General features: G+C 75.2%; 14 protein-coding genes. 2 read left to right on the top strand and 12 right to left on the bottom strand.

Annotated elements, in window-relative coordinates; genetic code table 11:
* Positions 1-36: 36 nt before the first annotated feature.
* From ACZ60J_RS34345 to ACZ60J_RS34300, 10 genes are all read right to left on the bottom strand, one after another.
* Complete coding sequence (locus ACZ60J_RS34345; RefSeq protein WP_469688017.1) at positions 37-1,248, bottom strand: NAD(P)/FAD-dependent oxidoreductase; 1,212 nt, start codon at positions 1,246-1,248, stop codon at positions 37-39.
* Positions 1,245-2,633: an FAD-dependent oxidoreductase gene (locus ACZ60J_RS34340; protein ID WP_469688015.1), complete on the bottom strand. Its 1,389-nt coding sequence runs from the start codon at positions 2,631-2,633 to the stop codon at positions 1,245-1,247. The genes ACZ60J_RS34345 and ACZ60J_RS34340 overlap by 4 nt, the downstream gene beginning before the upstream one ends.
* Positions 2,630-4,756: a molybdopterin oxidoreductase family protein gene (locus tag ACZ60J_RS34335; RefSeq protein WP_469688013.1), complete on the bottom strand. Its 2,127-nt coding sequence runs from the start codon at positions 4,754-4,756 to the stop codon at positions 2,630-2,632. The genes ACZ60J_RS34340 and ACZ60J_RS34335 overlap by 4 nt, the downstream gene beginning before the upstream one ends.
* On the bottom strand, positions 4,749-6,122 hold the full coding sequence (locus tag ACZ60J_RS34330) for an MFS transporter (protein ID WP_469688012.1): 1,374 nt from the start codon (positions 6,120-6,122) through the stop codon (positions 4,749-4,751). Before ACZ60J_RS34330 ends, ACZ60J_RS34335 begins: the two co-directional genes overlap by 8 nt.
* Entirely contained in the window at positions 6,119-7,594 is a 1,476-nt protein-coding gene (locus tag ACZ60J_RS34325) for a nitrosuccinate lyase (protein ID WP_469688010.1), read from the bottom strand. Before ACZ60J_RS34325 ends, ACZ60J_RS34330 begins: the two co-directional genes overlap by 4 nt.
* A complete protein-coding gene (locus ACZ60J_RS34320; RefSeq protein ID WP_469688009.1) occupies positions 7,591-9,582 on the bottom strand; it encodes an FAD/NAD(P)-binding protein in 1,992 nt (663 codons plus the stop codon). The genes ACZ60J_RS34325 and ACZ60J_RS34320 overlap by 4 nt, the downstream gene beginning before the upstream one ends.
* Entirely contained in the window at positions 9,579-10,793 is a 1,215-nt protein-coding gene (locus ACZ60J_RS34315; protein ID WP_469688007.1) for an FAD-dependent oxidoreductase, read from the bottom strand. The genes ACZ60J_RS34320 and ACZ60J_RS34315 overlap by 4 nt, the downstream gene beginning before the upstream one ends.
* 19 nt (positions 10,794-10,812) lie before the next feature.
* On the bottom strand, positions 10,813-12,390 hold the full coding sequence (locus ACZ60J_RS34310; protein ID WP_469688005.1) for a class I adenylate-forming enzyme family protein: 1,578 nt from the start codon (positions 12,388-12,390) through the stop codon (positions 10,813-10,815).
* Positions 12,391-12,475: 85 nt separating this feature from the next.
* On the bottom strand, positions 12,476-13,021 hold the full coding sequence (locus tag ACZ60J_RS34305; protein ID WP_469688004.1) for an SRPBCC family protein: 546 nt from the start codon (positions 13,019-13,021) through the stop codon (positions 12,476-12,478).
* 77 nt (positions 13,022-13,098) lie between these two features.
* Positions 13,099-13,548 carry a GNAT family N-acetyltransferase gene (locus ACZ60J_RS34300; RefSeq protein ID WP_469688002.1) on the bottom strand — a complete coding sequence of 150 codons (450 nt, stop codon included), beginning with the start codon at positions 13,546-13,548 and terminating at the stop codon, positions 13,099-13,101.
* Positions 13,549-13,649: 101 nt separating this feature from the next.
* On the opposite strand from ACZ60J_RS34300, the gene ACZ60J_RS34295 reads away from it, so the two are divergent.
* Positions 13,650-14,636 carry an NADPH:quinone reductase gene (locus tag ACZ60J_RS34295; protein WP_469688000.1) on the top strand — a complete coding sequence of 329 codons (987 nt, stop codon included), beginning with the start codon at positions 13,650-13,652 and terminating at the stop codon, positions 14,634-14,636.
* Between the two features lie 95 nt (positions 14,637-14,731).
* On the opposite strand, the gene ACZ60J_RS34290 is transcribed toward ACZ60J_RS34295, so the two are convergent.
* Together ACZ60J_RS34290 and ACZ60J_RS34285 are read right to left on the bottom strand one after the other, a co-directional pair.
* Positions 14,732-15,550 (bottom strand): 50S ribosomal protein L11 methyltransferase, encoded by an 819-nt coding sequence (locus tag ACZ60J_RS34290; protein ID WP_469687999.1) that lies wholly within the window; start codon positions 15,548-15,550, stop codon positions 14,732-14,734.
* A gap of 205 nt (positions 15,551-15,755) precedes the next feature.
* Positions 15,756-17,129: an IS701 family transposase gene (locus ACZ60J_RS34285; protein ID WP_469687997.1), complete on the bottom strand. Its 1,374-nt coding sequence runs from the start codon at positions 17,127-17,129 to the stop codon at positions 15,756-15,758.
* A gap of 294 nt (positions 17,130-17,423) precedes the next feature.
* On the opposite strand from ACZ60J_RS34285, the gene ACZ60J_RS34280 reads away from it, so the two are divergent.
* Entirely contained in the window at positions 17,424-18,482 is a 1,059-nt protein-coding gene (locus ACZ60J_RS34280) for an arylamine N-acetyltransferase family protein (RefSeq protein ID WP_469687995.1), read from the top strand.
* Positions 18,483-18,491: the final 9 nt, after the last annotated feature.

Below are 18,491 nucleotides of genomic sequence, written 5' to 3'. Positions count from 1 at the left end.
ACGGGGGTCCGGGCCGGGGCCTTCGGCCGTCCGCGGTCAGCCGGCGGGGGCGGACAGGAGCCGGTCGGCGGAGGCCGGGAGGGGCTTGCCGAGGAGGCCGCGCAGGGTCGCGTACGGGGCGGTGTCCCCGGACAGGGCGGCGCCGAGCAGGGTGTTCGCGTCCGGGCTGAGGGTGAGCCGGGCGTAGCTGTCCGTGCGGTGGTCGTGGCGTACGAACTCCAGCGCTCCCGGTTCCCGGCCGTGGACGTCCCCGAAGCCGGCGACCGCCACCCCGAGCACCTTGAGCCGGACCGCGAGGTCCGCGCCCGTGAAGGCCGCGTCCGGGTCGCCGGTCAGCTGGGCGGCGACCGCTTCGGCCATCCGCCGGCCCGGGGCCAGCAGTCCGTAGGCCCGGCCCTCGACGGCCGCGCAGTCGCCGACCGCCCAGATCGCCGGGTCCCGCGTGCGGCAGCGGGCGTCGACCAGGATCCCGCCGCGCTCGCCCTGCTCCAGCCCGGCCGCGGCGGCGAGTTCGTCGCGCGGCCGGACCCCCGCGGCGAAGACCACCAGGCCGGCGGGGAGCACCTCGTCGGCGGCCAGGGTGACCGAGCCGACGCGGCCGTCCGGGCCGGGGTCCACGGACTGGAGTCCCGCCCCGCAGCGCAGCTCGATGCCGAGCAGCTCGATGCGGCGGCCCAGGGCGGCTCCGGCGCCGGCGTCGAGCTGGAGGGCCATCGGCCAGGGAGCCATCTCGACGACGGTGGTGCGCAGCCCGAGGGCGTGCAGGGCGCTGGCCGCCTCCAGCCCCAGTACGCCGCCGCCCACGACCACGGCCGGGGCGCCGGGCCGGGCGGCGGCGCGGATGGCCTCCACGTCCTCGAGCGTGCGGTAGACGAAGCAGCCGGGCAGGTCGTGCCCCGGGACGGGCGGCACGAAGGGGCGGGCGCCGGTGGCCAGGACCAGCGCGTCGTACGGCACCCGCGTGCCGTCGGCGCAGTGCACCGTGCGGCGGTCGCGGTCGAGGGCGGTGGCGGTGGTGCCCAGGCGGAGGTCGGCGCCGGCGAGCGGCCCCTGCGGCAGGGTGAGTTCCTCGGCGGGGCGGCCGTGGGCGTACGTCGAGAGGGCGACCCGGTCGTACGCGGGCCGCCCTTCCTCTCCGAGCACGGTGACACGCCAGGCGCCGGTGCCGTCACGGTCCCCGGCGCGCAGTTCGGCCACCAGGTGGTGGCCGGTCATGCCGTGTCCCACGACGACCAGGTTCCGGGTCATGTACGTCTCTCCTCGGGGCTGTGCTGTGGGTTCTCCCGGGTCGCCAGTGCACCGCACAGGGCCCGGACGTCGTCGCCGCAGCCGCCGCAGCCGGTGGTGGCCCGGGTGGCGCGGGCCAGCGCGGGCAGGTCCCGGCAGCCGGAGTGCCAGGCGTCCGTCAGGGCGCCCCGGGTGACGTTGTTGCAGTGGCACAGGACGGCGTCCCGCGGGTCTCCGGCCGCCGGGAGCACCGCCGGGGTGCCGAGCAGCAGGGGCAGCAGGTCGCGCGGCGCGGGCGCGGAGCGCTCGTACAACCGGGTCACGGCCGCGGCGGCGAAGGGCAGGCCGACGAGCACGGCTCCGGCCACCAGGCCGTCGCGCAGGGCGATTTCGGCATAGCGGTGGCCGGCCGGGTCGGACAGTACGACGGTCTCGTCGACGCCGGGAGCCGCGGCCGGGCCGGCGCCCTCGCCGAGGCACAGGACCTCGGCCTCCGGGGCGCGCAGCCGCAGCCGGCGCGGGCCCGGTACGGCCGCGGGGGTCTCGGCGCACGAGCCGACGGCGGTGATCCGCGGATCCGAGGTCCGCCCGTGCGCGTCGGTCAGCACCCCGGTGCGCACCGCGAGTCCGGCCGCCCTGGCCAGGGCGGTCTCGGGCAGGGTCCCGGTGCACGGCAGCAGGGCGTCCGCCAGGAGCACCTCCCCGTCGTCGAGGGTGAGTTTGCCGCGGTCGTACGACTCCACCGTGCGGCCGGTCCGCAGTTCGACGCCCGCTTCCGCGAGGCGTGCGGCCAGCGCCCGGCCGGGGCGTTCGCCGAGGTACCGGTCGAGCGGCCGGGGCCCGCGGTGGACGACGGTGACCTCGGCGCGGCCGGCCCTGCGCAGTGCGAAGGCCGTCTCCACGGCGAGCGGTCCGCCGCCGAGCACGACGGCGGCGCCGGGCGGGACCAGGGCCCCGTCGGCGGCGGTGCGCAGCACGCGGAGGCCGTCCCGGAGTCCGGCCGGGCCGGGCAGCCGGGGTGCGGAGCCGGTGGCCAGCACGAGGTGGTCGTACCGGATCCGGGTGCCGTCGGCGCACCGCACCTCCCGCTGCGCGCGGTCGACGGCGACGGCCGCGACTCCGGTGTGCTCGGTGGCGGGGGCGGGCAGCGGGGGCAGCCGCAGGGCGGCCGGGCGCAGTTCGCCCGCCAGCACCGACGGGAGCAGCGCGCGCGGACCGGGCGGGCCGGCTCCGGCGTCCAGCAGGGTCACGGGGCCGGTGTGGCCTTCGGCGAGGAGCCGTTCGGCGTGCGCCCGCCCGGACCGGCCGTTGCCGATGATCACCACGCGGGAGGACGCGGCCGTGTCGTGCGGGCCGTTCGCGTCGTTCAGGTCCTGCGCGCCGGTCGGCCCCTTCACGCCCGTCACGCGGTCCCCGTCTCTCCGGCCGGCCCGGCCGCGCTCGTGCAGGCCTCCAGCCGGACGGCGCACACCTTGAACTCCGGCATCCGCGAGACCGGGTCGAGCGCCGGGTTCGTCAGCAGGTTGGCGCTCTGCTCCCCCGGGAAGTGGAACGGCAGGAACACCGTGTCGGGGCGCATGGAGCCCTCGTAGCGGACGACCGCCCGGGTGCTGCCGCGCCGGGAGGTGACCCGGGCGTGCGCGCCGTCGGCCAGTCCGGCCCGCTCGGCGGTGTCCGGGTGGATCTCCACGAAGCACTCCGCTCCGGAGGAGGAGACCAGCGCGGGTACCCGCCGGGTCTGTGCGCCCGACTGGTACTGCGCGAGGACCCGGCCGGTGGTGGCGAGCAACGGGTACGCGGGCGAGGGGGGTTCGGCGGACTCGCGGTGTCCGACGGGGGCGAACGCCGCCCGTCCGTCGGGGTGTGCGAACCGGTCGAGGAACAGCCGGGGCGTCCCGTCCGAGCCCTCCGGGCAGGGCCAGTGCAGGGCCTCGCCCGCGTCCAGCCGGGCGTAGTCGATCCCCGAGTAGTCGGCGCGTCCGCCGCGCGTGGCGGCGCGCAGTTCCTCGAAGACCGCCCGCGGCTGTGCGGCGAACCGGCCGGGCGCGCAGCCGAGCCGTTCGGCGAGGCCCGCCAGCACCTCCAGGTCGGTGCGTACGCCCGGTGGCGGGGTCAGGGCCCGCCGGCGGCGCAGCACCCGCCCCTCCAGGTTCGTCATGGTGCCCTCCTCCTCGGCCCACTGGGCCACGGGCAGGACCACGTCGGCGGTGCGGGCCGTCTCCGAGGGCACGAAGTCGGCGACGACCAGCAGGTCCAGGGCCGCCAGCCGCTCGCGGACACGGCCCGCGTCGGGCGCCGACACCACCGGGTTCGCGCCGAAGACGAGCAGGGCGCGGATGTCCTCGCCGAGGGCGTCCAGCATCTCGACGGCGCTGCGGCCGGGTCCGGGCAGGTCCTGGGGGCGCACGCCCCACACTCCGGCCAGGTGGGCGCGGGCCGCGGGGTCGGTGATGCTGCGGTAGCCGGGCAGCTGGTCGGCCTTCTGGCCCATCTCGCGGCCGCCCTGGCCGTTGCCCTGGCCGGTGAGGCAGCCGTATCCGCTGCCGGGGCGCCCGGGCAGGCCGAGGGCGAGCGCGAGGTTGATGAACGCCGAGACCGTGTCGGTGCCGGTGCTGTGCTGTTCGGCTCCGCGGCCGGTGAGCACGTAGGCCCGGCCGGCGCCCGCGAGCATCCTCACGGCTTCGCGCAGCTGGCCGGCGGGGACGCCGGTGACCCGCTCGGTGTGTTCCGGCCACCACGGCACGGCGCGGCTCCACGCGGCGTCGAAGCCGCGGGTGCGCCGTTCCACGTAGGCGCGGTCCACCAGCCCCTCGGCGACCGCGGCGTGCAGCAGGCCGAGGGCGAGGGCGAGGTCCGTGCCGGGTGCGGGTTGCAGGTGCAGGGCGGCCTGCCGGGCGGTACGGGTGCGCCGCGGGTCGATGACGATCAGCGCGGGCCGTTCCAGGTGCCGCATCAACGGGGGCATGGTCTCGGCGGGGTTGGCTCCGGCGAGCAGCACCACGTCGGCCCCGGCCAGGTCGGTGACCGGGAACGGCAGCCCGCGGTCGATGCCGAAGGCGGTGTTGCCCGCGGCGGCGGCCGAGGACATGCAGAAGCGGCCGTTGTAGTCGATCTGGCTGGTGCCGAGCGCGACCCGGGCGAACTTGCCGAGCTGGTAGGCCTTCTCGTTGGTCAGCGAGCCGCCGCCGAAGACCCCGACCGCGTCGGGTCCGTACCGCTCGCGGGTGGCGAGCAGTCCGGTGGCGACCACGTCGAGGGCCTCGTCCCAGCTCGCGGTCCTGCCGTGGACGAGCGGGGTGCGCAGCCGGTCCGGTACGCCGAGCAGTTCGGGCGCGGTCCACCCCTTCTGGCAGAGTCCGCCCCGGTTGACGGGGAAGTCGGGGTCGGGGCGGACCTCCACCGCGTGCGGGCCGGCGGGGGCCAGCAGGGTGCCGCACTGGAGGGCGCAGTACGGGCAGTGCGTCGCGGACTCGGGCCCGTCGGGCCCGTCGCGCCGGTCGTCCGCGGCGCCGGCCGTGGGTTCAGACACCGGCGGTGCTCCGGGCCTGCTGCGCGGGCCGGACGGCCTCGCTTCCGGGGCGCTGCGGACGTCGGCGCAGGTACACGCCCCACACCAGCAGCATGCACAGCCCGTAGTAGGCGAGGAACACCGCGAAGGCGGCCGTTCCCGAGCCCCAGCTGCCGTAGGCGGTGCGGAAGGCGAGGTTGATGCAGACCCCGCCCAGGGCGCCGACGGCGCCGGCGATGCCGATCACCGAGCCCGAGAGGCGGCGGGAGCGGGCGAAGGCGGTGGCCGCGTCGTGGCCGGCGGCGACCGCGCGCTCCGCCTCGGCCGCGTGGACGGCGGGGATCATCTTGTAGGTCGAGCCGTTGCCGAGGCCGCTGAGCACGAACAGCACCGTGAAGGAGCCGATGAACAGCGGGAACGAGCCGTGCAGCGAGGCCACGAGGAGCACCGCGGTGCCCGCCGCCATCGCGAGGAAGTTCCACAGGGTGATCCTGGCGCCGCCGTACCGGTCGGCGAGCCGGCCGCCGAGGGGCCGGGCCAGCGAGCCGAGCAGCGGCCCGAGGAAGGTGGCGGAGGCCGCCTGGAGCGGGGTCGAGCCGAACTCGCTCTGCAGCACCAGCCCGAAGGCGAACCCGTAGCCGATGAACGAGCCGAAGGTGCCGACGTAGAGGGCGGAGATCCACCAGGTGTCGGGGCGGACGAGGGCCTCGCGCAGGCTCCGGCGCTCGTGCCGTACGACGGCCAGGTTGTCCATCTTCACCGCGGCGAGGATCGCCGCGAGGGCGATCAGCGGCAGGTAGACGGCGGCGACGTACGAAGGGTGGGTGTCCCCGGCGACGGCGATGACGAGCACGCCGAGCAGCTGGACGACGGCCACGCCCAGGTTGCCGCCGCCCGCGTTCAGGCCGAGGGCCCAGCCCTGGTGGCGCAGCGGGAAGAAGGCGGTGATGTTCGTCATCGAGGAGGCGAAGTTGCCTCCGCCGACCCCGGCGAGCGCGCCGATCACCACGAACACCCACAGCGGGGTGCCGGGTCGCTGGACGAACCAGGCGGCGAGCCCGCAGGGCACGAGCAGCACCGCGGAGGCGAAGACCGTCCAGTTGCGGCCGCCGAAGCGGGCCACGGCGCTGCTGTACGGGAGCCGCAGCACGGCGCCCACCAGCGTCGGGGTGATCACCAGCAGGAACTTCTCGGACTTGGTGAAGTCGAAGCCGATCCCCGGGTTCATGAACAGGACGAGCACCGACCACATGCTCCACACGGAGAAGCCGATGTGCTCGCTGAGCACCGACAGCCACAGGTTGCGGCGTGCGACGCGGCGGCCGGTCCGCTCCCAGAACTCCTCGTCCTCCGGACGCCAGTCGGTGATCCAGCGTTTGCCGGTCATCGGGTGTTGTCTCCTTCTCGTACGGGTGCCGGCACACGGTCGTGCACGGGGGCCGGCGCGCGCTCTTGTACGGGGGCCAGTGCGCGGTCGACGAGGTCCCCGGCCGCGCCGGTGTAGCCGGCCGGGTCGCACAGGGCGGCGAGGCGGTCCGGACCGATCCGGCCGGCGAGTTCGGGGGCCTCGGCCAGGACCGCGGCCAGTGGCCGTCCGGTGGCCCCGGCCGTCCGGGAGGCCCCGGTGAGCAGGTGTTTGGCGGCCGTCTTGCCGAGCGCGGGCGTCAGCTGCGCCGCGATCCGTTCGGAGACCACCTGGCTGCCGGTCAGCCCGAGGTTGGCGGTCATCCGGGCGGGGTCGGCGGTGAGGCCCTCGGCGAGTTCGGCGGCGGTGTGGGCCGCCCCGCCGGCCAGCCGCAGCGCTTCGCGCAGCAGCAGCCATTCGGCGTGCCAGGCCCCGGCGGACCGCTCGTCCTCGCTGAGCAGGCACTGGGTGAGGCCGGCGGCGATCACCGGCACCTGGAGGGCCGCGCTGCGCAGCAGGGTGGCGAGCACCGGGTTGCGCTTGTGCGGCATGGCGGAGGATCCGCCCCGTCCGGCCGGACCGGGCTCGGCGACCTCGCCGGTCTCGGTGCGCGCCAGGGACTGCACGTCGAGGGCGATCTTGCCGAGCGCGCCCGCGGTGAAGGCGAGCGCGGCGGCCAGGTCGGCGATCGGGGTGCGCAGGGTGTGCCAGGGCAGGACGGGTGCGGCGAGTCCGGTCTCGGCGGCGAACGCGGCGACCAGCTCGTCGAGGTACCGCGGCCGGTCGAGTCCGGCCGCGCCGGCGTCGAGTTCGGCGTACTCCAGGTACCCGGCGAGGGTGCCGGCCGCGCCTCCGAGGGAGACCGGGAGCCCGCCGTCGAGGACGGCGGTGATCCTGGTGCGGGCGTCGAGGACCAACTGCCGCCAGCCGGCCGCCTTGAGCCCGAAGGTGGTGGGGACGGCCTGCATGGCGAGGGTGCGGCCGGCGAGCACGGTGTCGCGGTGGCGCAGGGCCAGCGCGCCGAGCGCTTCGGCAGTGCGGTCCAGGTCGGCCCGTACGATCCGCAGGGCCCGGGAGGCGACGAGCATGGCGCCGGTGTCGAAGATGTCCTGGCTGGTCGATCCGCGGTGGACGTACTCGGCGGCCGACGGGTCGTGCGCGGCGACCTCCCGGGTGAGCGCGGCGACCAGGCCGACCACCGGGTTGGCGGTCTCGCGGGCCGCCAGCGCCAGGGCCCGCAGGTCGAAGTCGCCGGTGAGCGCCGTCCGCGTGATGGTTCCGGCGACGTCCTGCGGCACGGTCCCGAGGCGGGCCTGGGCCCGTGCCAGGGCCGCCTCGGCTTCGAGCATGGCGCGCAGCCAGGCCCGGTCGTCGACGGCGGCCTCCACGGGGGTGCCGGCCCGCACCGGGGAGAGCAGCCCCTCGTCCGAGGGGGCTGCGGCCCGGACCGTCACACAATCACCCCGGCGAGGTCTTCGTCGGTGACCACGGGGCGCACCCCGTACGGGACCCGGGCGAGCCGCGGGAGCGAGAGCACGGCGCCCGCGATGGCGTCGGAGTCGGCGAGGGTGACGGAGTCGACGCCCGGGCGGATCCCGGCGGCGGTGACCCAGTGCACGGACTCGGTGGGCACGCCGTAGGCGAAGCGGCGCGGGTGGGCCTGGCCGCGGCCGTCGACGAGGCGGTAGGGGCGCTCGGTGACGGCCAGCCCGCCGGTCTCGTACGTGGTTCCGTTGCTGCCGGCGATGCGGTACGGGGCGGCCTGGTCGGTGTTGAGCAGGTGCTGGAGCAGCGGGTCGGCCGTGCGCCGGACGTCGGGCTCGGGCAGCCGGGCCTCGATGAGGGCGGTGGCGCGGATCTGCTCGCCCGGGATCTGGGAGGACTCGGCGACGAACTGCCGGCCGGCCGGGTCGAGCCGGACCTGGGTGCCGGGGCCGGTGATGGTGAGGACACCTGCCTCGATGAGGGCGGTCATCTCCTCGATGCGGGAGGCCGGCGGGCCGATGGAGAGGAAGGCGTTGAGGGGCGTGTACCAGCCTTCGAGGTCGTCGCGGTGCGAGTTGCCCTCCAGGCCGCCGTGGTCGACGGCGAGGCGGATCTCGTTGCGCAGGTCGCGCATCACGTCGAGGGCGGCCTTGAGCGGGCCGCTGACGTTGCCCTCGCGGGCGGCGACGACGTCGGCGGCGAGGTACTCGCGCAGCCAGGTCCCGAACTCGGCGCGGGAGGCGAACGCGCGGTCGCCGTACGGGCGCGACAGCCGGTCCCAGTCCCACAGGTCGGCGCCCTCGATGCCGAACTCGCGCAGCAGGGCGGCGGGGTCCTCCTGGGCGGGGACGGCGAGGTAGCGGCCGGTGAACTCCTCGCGGCGGGCGGCGTCCTCGCCGCGCGCCGCCAGCAGGGTGGCGTAGTAGACCGACTCCACCTCGCGGGAGATGGCGGGCCACAGGTCCTCGGAGAAGCTGATCTCGTCGCCCGCGTCGGCGCGTTCGCGCAGGCCGGCGATGAAGGAGGCGGTCAGCAGGCGGGGGAAGTGGCGTCCGTCGGTGCCCTTCTCGTTCTCGCCGCGGGCGTGGTAGGGGACGCCGCGCCGGGAGAAGGCGTACATCTTGGGCTCGCGGCCCGAGGCCCGGTAGAGGAGGGTGCCGTCCTCGCGGCGCTCGTAGGAGCCGCCGCGGCCGGAGGTGAACAGCGACATGTGGTCGAAGAAGTTCAGGCCGAGGCCGCGCAGCAGGACGGGCTGTCCGGCACCGATCGTGCTCAGGTCCACGTCCGCCGGGTTGCCCGGGGTGATGTAGGTGAGGTGGTGGATGCGGGCGAGGCTGGCCGTGCGCTCCTCGCGGACGGACAGGCGGGCCGCGACGTGGCCGAGCGCGAGGACGATGCCGTCGAGGTCGTCGAGGCGGGTGCCGTCGTCCAGGCGGACGCCCTGCGGTCCGCCGGGGACGCCGTGGGTGTCGGCGACGGCGACGGCGCGGGCGCGGTGCACGAAGACGGTCACGTGCATCGGGGCGTTGGAGACCAGGCGCTCGAAGGAGTCGCGCAGGTACTCGCCGTAGAAGCCGCGCGAGGGGTAGGTGTTGGCGCCGAGGCGGCGGGCCTCGGCGATGGTCTCCGCGCTGTACTCGCCGTCGTCGGCGAGCAGGGCGAGGGACCGGGCCCACTCGTAGAGGCTCGGGCCGGGCTCGATGGGGCCCTCGATCTGCGAGCTGGCGTCGGTGTAGACGGTGATCTGCGAGGCGACGGTGTTCATGAGCAGGTGGCGGGACTGCTCGGTGCGCCAGACGGCCCCGGCGCCCGGGGCGGCGGGGTCGACGACGTGCACGGCCACGGCGCCGTGGCGCGGGGTGTGCCGCTCGCGGGCGAGGAGGCGTTCGAGGACCGAGAGGCCCCGCGGGCCGGCGCCCACTACGCAGAGTTCGACGTAGGTCTTGTCCGTGGTCACGGGGTGAATCCGTTCTCGAGGCTGGAAAGGGACTGGGTCAGCGGGTCGCGGACCCCGTGCATCCAGGCGACGTGGTCACGCAGGTCGGTCTCCGACAGGCCGGCGAGCAGCGTGTTGCGGACCGAGGCGGCGGCGCCGGCCGGATGCCACAGGGCGGTGCTCCGGCGGGCGGTGAGCTGGATGCGGGCGGTGCGCTCGCGGCGCAGCGCGGTGTACTTCTCGAAGCGGACGGCGAACTCGGTCCCGTCGCAGTCGAGCAGGGCTCCGAGGGTGACCGCGTCCTCCAGGGCCTGGCAGGCGCCCTGGGCGGCGTAGTGCAGCATCGGGTGGGCGGCGTCGCCGAGCAGGACGACGCGGCCGTCGGTCCAGGTGTCGACCGGGTCGCGGTCCACGAGCATCCACGACTTCCAGTCGTGTCCCGCCCGCATCAGGCGCAGGGCGGTCTCGCCCAGTCCGGCGAACTCGCGCAGCACCGTGTCCTCGTCGACGGGGACGCCCGCGAAGGCCTCGGTGCCGCCGTCGTCCTTGCTGGCGGCGAGGTTGAGGTAGGTGCCGCCGGCGATCGGGTAGTGCACGAGGTGGCAGTGCGGTCCCGCCCACCAGGCGACCGCCCGGGGCATCCGCAGCTCCTCCGGGACCTCGTCCATCGGGATGATGGCCCGGTAGACGCTGATCCCGGAGATGCGGGGGGCGCCGTCGCCGACGAGCTGGGCCCGGATCGCCGAGTTGATCCCGTCGGCGCCGATCACGGCGTCGGCGAGGATGCTTTCGCCGGAGTCCAGGACCACGCCGGCCCGGCCCGGGTCCTGGGTGTAGCCGGTGACGGTGCAGCCGCTGCGCAGCCGGATCCGGCCGTCGGCCAGGGCGCGGTCCAGCAGGATGCGGTGGAGTTCGGCGCGGTGCACGACGGCGTAGGGGTTGCCGAAGGCCGTGCGGTACTCCTCGGTGAGCGGCAGGCTGGTGACGTGCCGGCCGGACACGCCGTCCATGAACCGCAGTTCGTCCATGCGGACGGTGATCTCGCGTGCGGCCTCGCCGACGCCGAGCCGGTCCAGGGCGTGCAGCCCGTTGGGGGCGAGCTGGATGCCGGCACCGATCTCGGCGAACTCCGGGGCGCGTTCGAGGACGAGTACCTCGTGTCCGCGCTCGCTGACGCTGAGGGCGGTGGCGAGTCCGCCGATGCCGCCTCCGACGATGACGATCTGTGACATCTGGTGGTCTCCGCCCCCGTTACGCGACCGGGGTGAGCCGGTCGGCGACGAGCCGGACCAGTTCCAGTCGCTTGATCTTGCTCGTGGCGGTCTGGGGGAGTTCCTCCAGCCGCATGTGGACGGGCCCGGCCATGGGCGCGAGGTCCGCCACGGCCCGGTCCCAGCGGACCGGGTCCACGGGCACGTCGTCCCTGGTGCACACGACCGGGGTCGCCCGGCCGTCCGGGCCGGGGATGATGATGACCTCGGTGAGCTCGTCGAGGCGGCCGAAGAGGGCGTCCTCGACGGCGAGGGTGCTGCCGAAGCCCTCGATGAGGTCGACCTCGCGGTCGAGCAGGTGCACGCAGCCCCACTTCGTGCGGTAGCCGACGTCGCCCATGCGCCACCAGCCGCCCGCCGAGACCTGGGTCTCGTACCGCTCCTGCTCGCCGAGGTAGGTGACGATCCGGCCGTCGCTGCGGACCTCGATGAAGCCCGGGTTGTCGGGGCCGGGTTCCTGGCCGTTGCGGCTGACGACGCGGACCTCGGTCATTCCGGGGAAGGGGATGCCCACGCAGCGCCCGTCCTCGTTCTCCCCGCGGCGGCGCGAGAAGGCCCGGACGACCGCGGGGCCGACCTCGCTCTGGCCGTAGAGCTGGCCGAAGAGGGCTCCCTTGCGCCGGGTGGCCGCCAGCAGCGTACGGACGGTGCGCGGGTGGATCGCGTCGAAGGTGCTGCTGAAGAGCTTGACGTTGGACAGCGGTCCGCGCGGGTCGTCGGCCAGTTCCTCCCACTCCATGAAGGAGTTGGGGTGGGCTTCCAGTACGCCCGGGCGCAGCGCGGCGAAGAGGTCTCCGACGTGCTTGGGGTCGGAGTCGCGCAGCACCACGATGGGGAATCCGCGCAGCAGGGAGATCGCGAGGGCGGTGAACAGCCTGGAGTGCACGAAGGACACGTGCAGGGCGATCGTCTCGCGTCCCGGCAGGACCGGGCGCACGGCCGCGGCCTGCGGGACGTAGCGGGCCTGGAGGCTGCGGCCGGTGTGCACGGCCAGCTTCGGCGTGCCGGTGGTGCCGGAGGTGTGGGTGATCAGCGCCGGGTGGTCGGCGGGCATGGTGACCGGGGGGATGCGCCGTACGCCGGCCAGTCCGGCCAGTGCGGTGGCCCGCTCGTGCGTGCCGGAGGTCAGCAGCACCCGCTCGGCGAGGTCGAAGACGTCCTCGGGGAGCTGCCCGTCGAGCTTGGCCCGGTCGGTGACCAGGAAGGGGCGCTCGGTGCGGCGGACCAGTTCGGCGGCGGTCTCGCCGTCGAGCTGCGGGGAGAGCAGCACGGGCACCGCGCCCACCCGGGCGGCGGCGCAGGCCAGCAGGGTGATGTCGAACCCGTCCGACTTGTAGACGACGACGCGGGTACCGGGGCGGACGCCGGCGGCCCACAGGCGGGACGCGAGGTCGTCCACGGCGTCGGCGACCTCGGCGATCGTCGCGCGCCGGCCCAGCTGGGGGGCGGCGTCGAGATCGTGGTCGAGGATCAGGACGTTCGAGGGGTGGCGGGACGCGGCTCGTTCGAGCAGGGTGCCCAGGCGGATTCCGCGGTTTCCGATGCGCTGCAAAAACATTAGCCAAGCTCTCGTCGTCGTGGGGGGCCGGGTGGGGGCCGGGCATCCGGCCGGCCGGGGTGTACGGGTGGTTCCGGCGGGCGGCTCAGCGCTCTTCGATGACGTCCTTGATCCGGTCCAGGGTGACGGCGAGGTCGCCTTCGACCTTCGCGCCCCATTCGGAGAAGAAGTTCTCCCGCTCGGCGTCGGTCATCTCCGAGGTGATGCCCCGGATCCCCTCGGTGGCGGTGGCCATCCGGAAGTGGTGGGTGAGCTTCGTGCCCTGTCCGTCGGCCTCTACGGCGAAGCCCCAGACGGACTGCTGGCGGGCGCCGGAGCTGTCGCGCATGGCCCACTGGAAGGCCTTGCCGGGCTCGGCGGCGACCACCTCGGCCTCGGTGAACCAGGTGCCGCGCACGACGGGGGCCCAGGCCACGACGTCCTCGGAGCGGAGGTTCTCGCCGCGGAAGACGGAGCCGACGGTGCGGGGCTCGCCCGAGGTCCATTCACCGCCGACGCATTCCGGGCTCCACTGCCCGCTGCGGCCGAGGTCGCTGACGACCTCGTACACGTCGGCCGGCGCCGCGTCCACGTGGAGGGAGGCGCTGAGTTCGAAGAGGGCGGTCTGTGCGGTCTGTACGGTCTGCGACATGGCGGGAAGCTTCGCCGCGTGCGCCGGGGCCGGTCAAAGGCCTGCCGGGGGGTCCGTCAGGTGGCCGGGACACTCCGTCAGGTCGTCTCCGGCGCGGTGAGGTCCAGGGTGAAGTGGAGGGCCGCGACCTCCATCCGCCGGCGGTGGTAGAAGCGGTGCGCCCTGTGGTTGGTGACGCCCGAGTCGAGTTCGATCCGTACGCAGCCGGCCGCGCGGGCCCGGCGCTCCAGTTCCGCCCACAGTGCTCCCCCCGCCCCGGCGCTGCGCCGCCCGGGGTCGGTGACGAGGTCGTCCACGAAGAACACCCGGCCCCGGCTGGTGGCCAGCACCCGGTGCGCGGCCGCCGCCACGCAGTCGCCCTCGGCGGCGAACGCCGCGGTGAACACCAGGCCCTGCTCGCGGGCCTCGCCCACGAAGGCGGCGAAGGCGGCGTCCGACAGGGCGGGCCGCAGGGCCCGGTACAGGGGCCGGAGGTGGCCCTCCAGCAGGGCGGACGAAGGGGGGACGTCGGTGAATTCCAGGTGCATGACGCCACGCTACGAGGGCTACTCCCGTGCGTGCGCGAGGAGTTGACGGACTCTCCGGAGGGGGCGTGCCAGCCGCCCGGGCCCGCCGCACAATCCGTGGCATGCAAGCTGCCTTCATCGAAGAACTCGGTACGCCGGACGCCATCCAGTACGGCGAGCTGCCCGCTCCGCGCCCGGGTCCCAGCGATGTGCTGGTGCGGGTGACGGCGACCACCGTGAACCCGGTGGACACCTTCGTCCGCTCCGGCCTCTACCGGACGACGGCCCCGTTCCCCTTCGTGATCAGCCGCGATGTCGTCGGCACCGTCGTGGAGAGCGGGCCCGGCGCCGTGGGCTTCCGCCCGGGCGACACGGTCTGGAGCAACAGCCTGGGCCACGCGGGCCGTCAGGGCCCGGCCGCCGAGCTGGCCGTGGTGCCCGCGGAGCGGCTCTACCGGCTGCCCGCGGGCGTGGACCCGTACGAGGCCGTCGCCGTGGTGCACCCGGCCGCCACCGCCTACCTCGCGCTGTTCACCCACGGCGGGCTGCGGACCGGCGAGACGGTCCTGGTCGGCGGCGCCGCCGGGAACGTCGGCGCCGCCCTGGTGACGATGGCCGTGGAGGCCGGTGCCCGGGTCATCGCGACGGCCCGCCCCAAGGACTTCGAGTACGTCCGCTCCCTCGGCGCCGACGCGGTGGCCGACTACGGGGACCCGGAGCTCGCCTACGTCCTGGCGGGCCTCGCCCCGGACGGCGTCGACGTCCACGTCGACACCTCCGGCGCCAACGACCTGACCACGGCCGTCGCGGGGCTGGCCCGGCGCGGCCGGATCGTGCTGCTCGCGGGTGCCCGTACGACACCGGTCCTGCCCGCCGGCGCCCTCTACATGAAGGACGGCTCGCTGCGCGGGTTCGTGATCTCCGGCGCCACCTCCGCCGAACTGGCCGAGGCCGCCGGGGCGATCAACCGGCTGCTCGCGGCGGGCCGGCTGCGGCCCCGGTCGCTGGACAAGCTGCCGCTGAGCGCGGCCGCCGAGGTGCACCGCCGGATCGAGAACGGCGAACTGCGCGGGCGCCGGGCGCTGCTGCTGCCGGGCCTGGACGGCTGAGCGGGGCGGCTGCGGTGCCGGATTTCGCGCGAGCGCCGGGTGACGGCCCGTCCGGATCACCCGGGGCGCCCGGCCGGTTCCGGGTGCGTCGGGGGTCAGCGGGCCCAGAGGGCGGCGACCCGGTACGCGGACCGCGGGGCCGGCGCGGTGTGCCGCGGGGCCGGCAGGGTCACGCGCGGGCCGGCGGGCAGCGGGGCGGCGGGCGCCCCGGCGACGGTGATCTCGAACAGCATGTGTTCCACGATGCCGGTGTCCTCGCGGACCCGCCGGCTGCGCAGCACGCGCAGCTCGCGTCCGCACGCGTCGGCCAGGTCCCACAGGCCGGGGACGTCGCCGCGGTCGCTGAAGTGCAGCAGTGCGGCCCCGCCCGGCTCGGTCCGCAGCGGGGCCTCGCGCAGGTAGCGCCCGTGGGCCGCGTAGCGGGGATCGGTGCGGGAGTCCTCCCGGTCCCGGCCGTCGCGGTAGCCGGCGGGGGCGAGCGCGAAGGTGGAACGCCAGTAGACGGTGGTGAAGCGCTCCTCGGGCCGCAGCCCGGAGAACAGGTCTCCTTCGACGGCCCGCACCCGGTCCGCCACCTCGTGCCGGGCGGCGTTGAGCGCGGTGTTGCGCACCGCCCGCGGGTTGATGTCCGAGGCCACGACCCGGTCGCAGCCGGCGAGGGCGGCGCAGACCCCGACGACGCCCGTGCCGCTGCCGATCTCCAGGAACGAGCCGGTGTACGGGGCCGTCAGGGCGTCGTCGTAGCCGAGCAGCCGCAGCGCCACATCGGCGGCGCGGGAGTCGGGCGTCGTGGACACGTCCGGCAGCAGGTCCCATTCCTCGTCGCGCAGCGTGAAGGTGTGCGGGCGGACGGCCTGTTCCGGTGAGTGCCGGCTGCGTTCCGGCGAGCGCCGGTGGTCGGTGACGAGTGCCATGGAAGGTCTCCCGGGAGTGTCTGGGCTTGTCGTGCGGACGGGCTCCGCGGTCGTCCCCGTCGGTGCCCCTGACAGACTCCGGCCTCGGCGGGTGCGTCCGGAAGGTGAACCGGTGACACATCTGGGCGCCGCGGCAGTGGCCGGGCCACCGGTGGCCCGGGCGGGCCGCCGCCGGTCGGCAGACGGCCGGTCAGCAGACAGCCGGTCAGCAGACGGCGGGGGAGGCGTAGGCCGGGGCGTAGCCGCCGGCTTCCGCCTTCTGTCCCGCGAGGGCGCGTGCGGCGTGGGCGACCGAGGCCAGCGTGACGTGCCGGTACCAGCCGGGCAGGGAGCGCCCGGCGAAATCGCGCAGGCCGACCTCCTGGCCGCTGTACTGGGAGGCCAGTTCGACCCGGCGGGCCTGCTTGGTGAGCCGCAGCAGGGGGCCGACGCGGTGCCGTACGAGGTCGGTGACCCACATCCGGCTCGGCAGCCGGCGCGGGTCGGTCCACTCGCCGACCAGCATGACGTGCCGGCGCCGGGCGGGGGACGGGTCCGGCATCATCACGCGGACGGCGACGGCGAGCGTGGTCCGGGTCACGGACGGGCGCACCGGGTCGGGCCATTCCACGGGCGTCCGCAGCCCCTTGACCGCGTGCAGGATGTCCCGCGCGTGCAGGGGACCGGCACCGTGCCCGGGCAGCGCCGGGTCGGTGACGAGGAGCGGGGTGGACGGGCTGGTGTGCGCGATGACCGGGATCCGGGCCTCGGCGAAACGGTTCATCGTGGAGCGGGTGCCGATGTGGCGGATGTCGAGCACCACGGGCCGGGCCGTCATCCCGCTGCGCCGGACGCTGTCGATGACGGCGGTCGCCGCGCACTCCTCGTACGAGGAGTGCTGGGGGGCGGCCCCGGCCGGGCGGCGGGACGGGACGGCCGTGGGTCCGGCGGTGTGCACGGCGCCCAGCGCGCTCTTGGTGCCCCCCGCGGCGTCCGCGTCGGGCAGCAGCAGCCGCCAGCCCACCGGGGTGACCAGGTCCGCGGAGGCGAACCAGGTGCCGAAGGCCTGCTGGCCGCGGAACATCTGCCCCTGGTGCGGGTCGAACCGGTGGGCCACACCGACCGAGTGCTCGCCGCCCTTGGGGATCGCCATCGGCTGCGCGACCCACGCGGTCAGCGGCGACGAGGCCTCCAGGTAGCCGGAGAGGGCCGCCCGGATGGGCTCCCAGTCCCAGCTGGAGCTGGAGACGAAGTGGTGCAGGCTCTGTTCCGCGGCCGGTCCGCCGACCTGGCCGGCGATGTTGCGGATCGACTTGCGGCCCTCGGTGGCCAGCAGCCCCTGGACGTACTGCCGGCCCTTCTCCCGCTGGTCCTTGCGGCGCAGCGAGGCGAATACCGTGGAGCACAGGTCCTCGGCGATCTCGCCGACCGGATCGCGGTGCAGCCGGATCGGTGCGCCGCCGGCAGGTGCGCCGGGCCTCGTCCCCGTACCGGTACCGGTCCTCGTCCCGGTACCGGGCCTGGTCCCCGTACCGGGCCCCGTGCCCGCCCCCGTGAGGGTGGTTTCCTTTCGGGCGATGGTGCTCATGAAGGTGTTCACGACTTGCCCCCCTTGCTTCGTCGGATGCCCTTCAACCGTCCGGTGCGGGCCCCCGTCGGGGGGAGGTGCGCCCGTCACCTGGTTGCGCCCGGCCGCGGTGGGCCTGACACCACGCGGCCGCCGGCGGGGGCTGTGCGGGGCGGACGGCGGGTCCGGCGGCGCACGGGGGTGGTGGGGCACCCACCACCCCCGCGGAGCGGGGCCCGGCACGGGAGGTGATGGATTCGGCGAGGATCTGACGTTCTCGGGTCCGGGCATCCGGCGGGAGGGGGGCCGGTATGCACGATGAGCACCATGATGAAGAACGACGACGCCATGGCCTGGCAGGGCCGCCGACTCGATCTGGACGCGTACCTCCGGCGCATCGGCTACGACGGAGAGCTCTCCCCGACGCTCGACGTGCTGCGTGCCCTGACCCGGGCGCACATCACCTCGATCCCCTTCGAGGTCATCGACGTCGTACTGGGCCGGCCCATCTCCCTCGACGTCGAGGACGTGCAGGACAAGCTGGTCCAGCGGCGTCGCGGCGGCTACTGCTTCGAGCACAACCTGCTGCTCGCCGCCGCCCTGGAGCGGATCGGCTTCGGGGTCACGGGGCTGGCCTCCCGCGTGCGGGTGGGGGCCGACGGCATCCGCCCCGCCACGCACGCGCTGCTGCGGGTGGAGACGGCCGAGACCGCCGACACCGGCAAGGTGTGGCTGTGCGACCCGGGCTTCGGCCGCAACCCGCTGGAACCCCTGGAACTGGCGGACGGCGCCCGGTCCACGGGTGACGGCTGGGGCTTCGGGCTGCGCCGCGAGACCACCGCGCTGGGCGCCTCGCTGTACGCGCTGCGCACCAGCGGCCCCGACGGCTGGTTCGACCTGCACGCCTTCTCGCTCGACCAGCGCCACCCGCAGGACTGGCTGGTGTCCAACCACTTCCTGTCCACGCACCCGCGCTCGCCGTTCGCGTGCCGGCTGGTCGCGCAGAAGATGAACGAGCGGGAGCACCTGTTCCTGGACTGCACGGTGCTGACCACCGTGCTGCCCGACGGCACCGCGACCGAGCGCCGGCTGGCGCCCAAGGACATCCCGGCGCTGCTGGAGGAGAGCTTCGGGGTGGAGCTGCCGCGTTCCGACCACGCGCAGCTGATCAGCCGGGTGACGATCGCCCGCAAGGTCGAGGCGGTCTACCCGGCCACGCTGCCGCAGCCGCCGTCGAGCCTGCCGCGCGTACAGCCGCTGCGGAAGCCGCAGGTGTCCGTCGCGGTCACGGCGCCCGGCGGGGACGGGCCGGCGGCGGGCGGCCCGGCGGCGGAGCAGGGGTTCGGCCACCACCCCGTGCGCAGAATGCCCGTTTCCGTGGGCTGACCCCGGTGG

This window comes from Streptomyces sp. NPDC104226 (assembly GCF_055584085.1).
The sequence above is the reverse complement of the archived record's forward strand: the minus strand, read 5'-3'. Positions and strand labels throughout refer to the sequence as shown.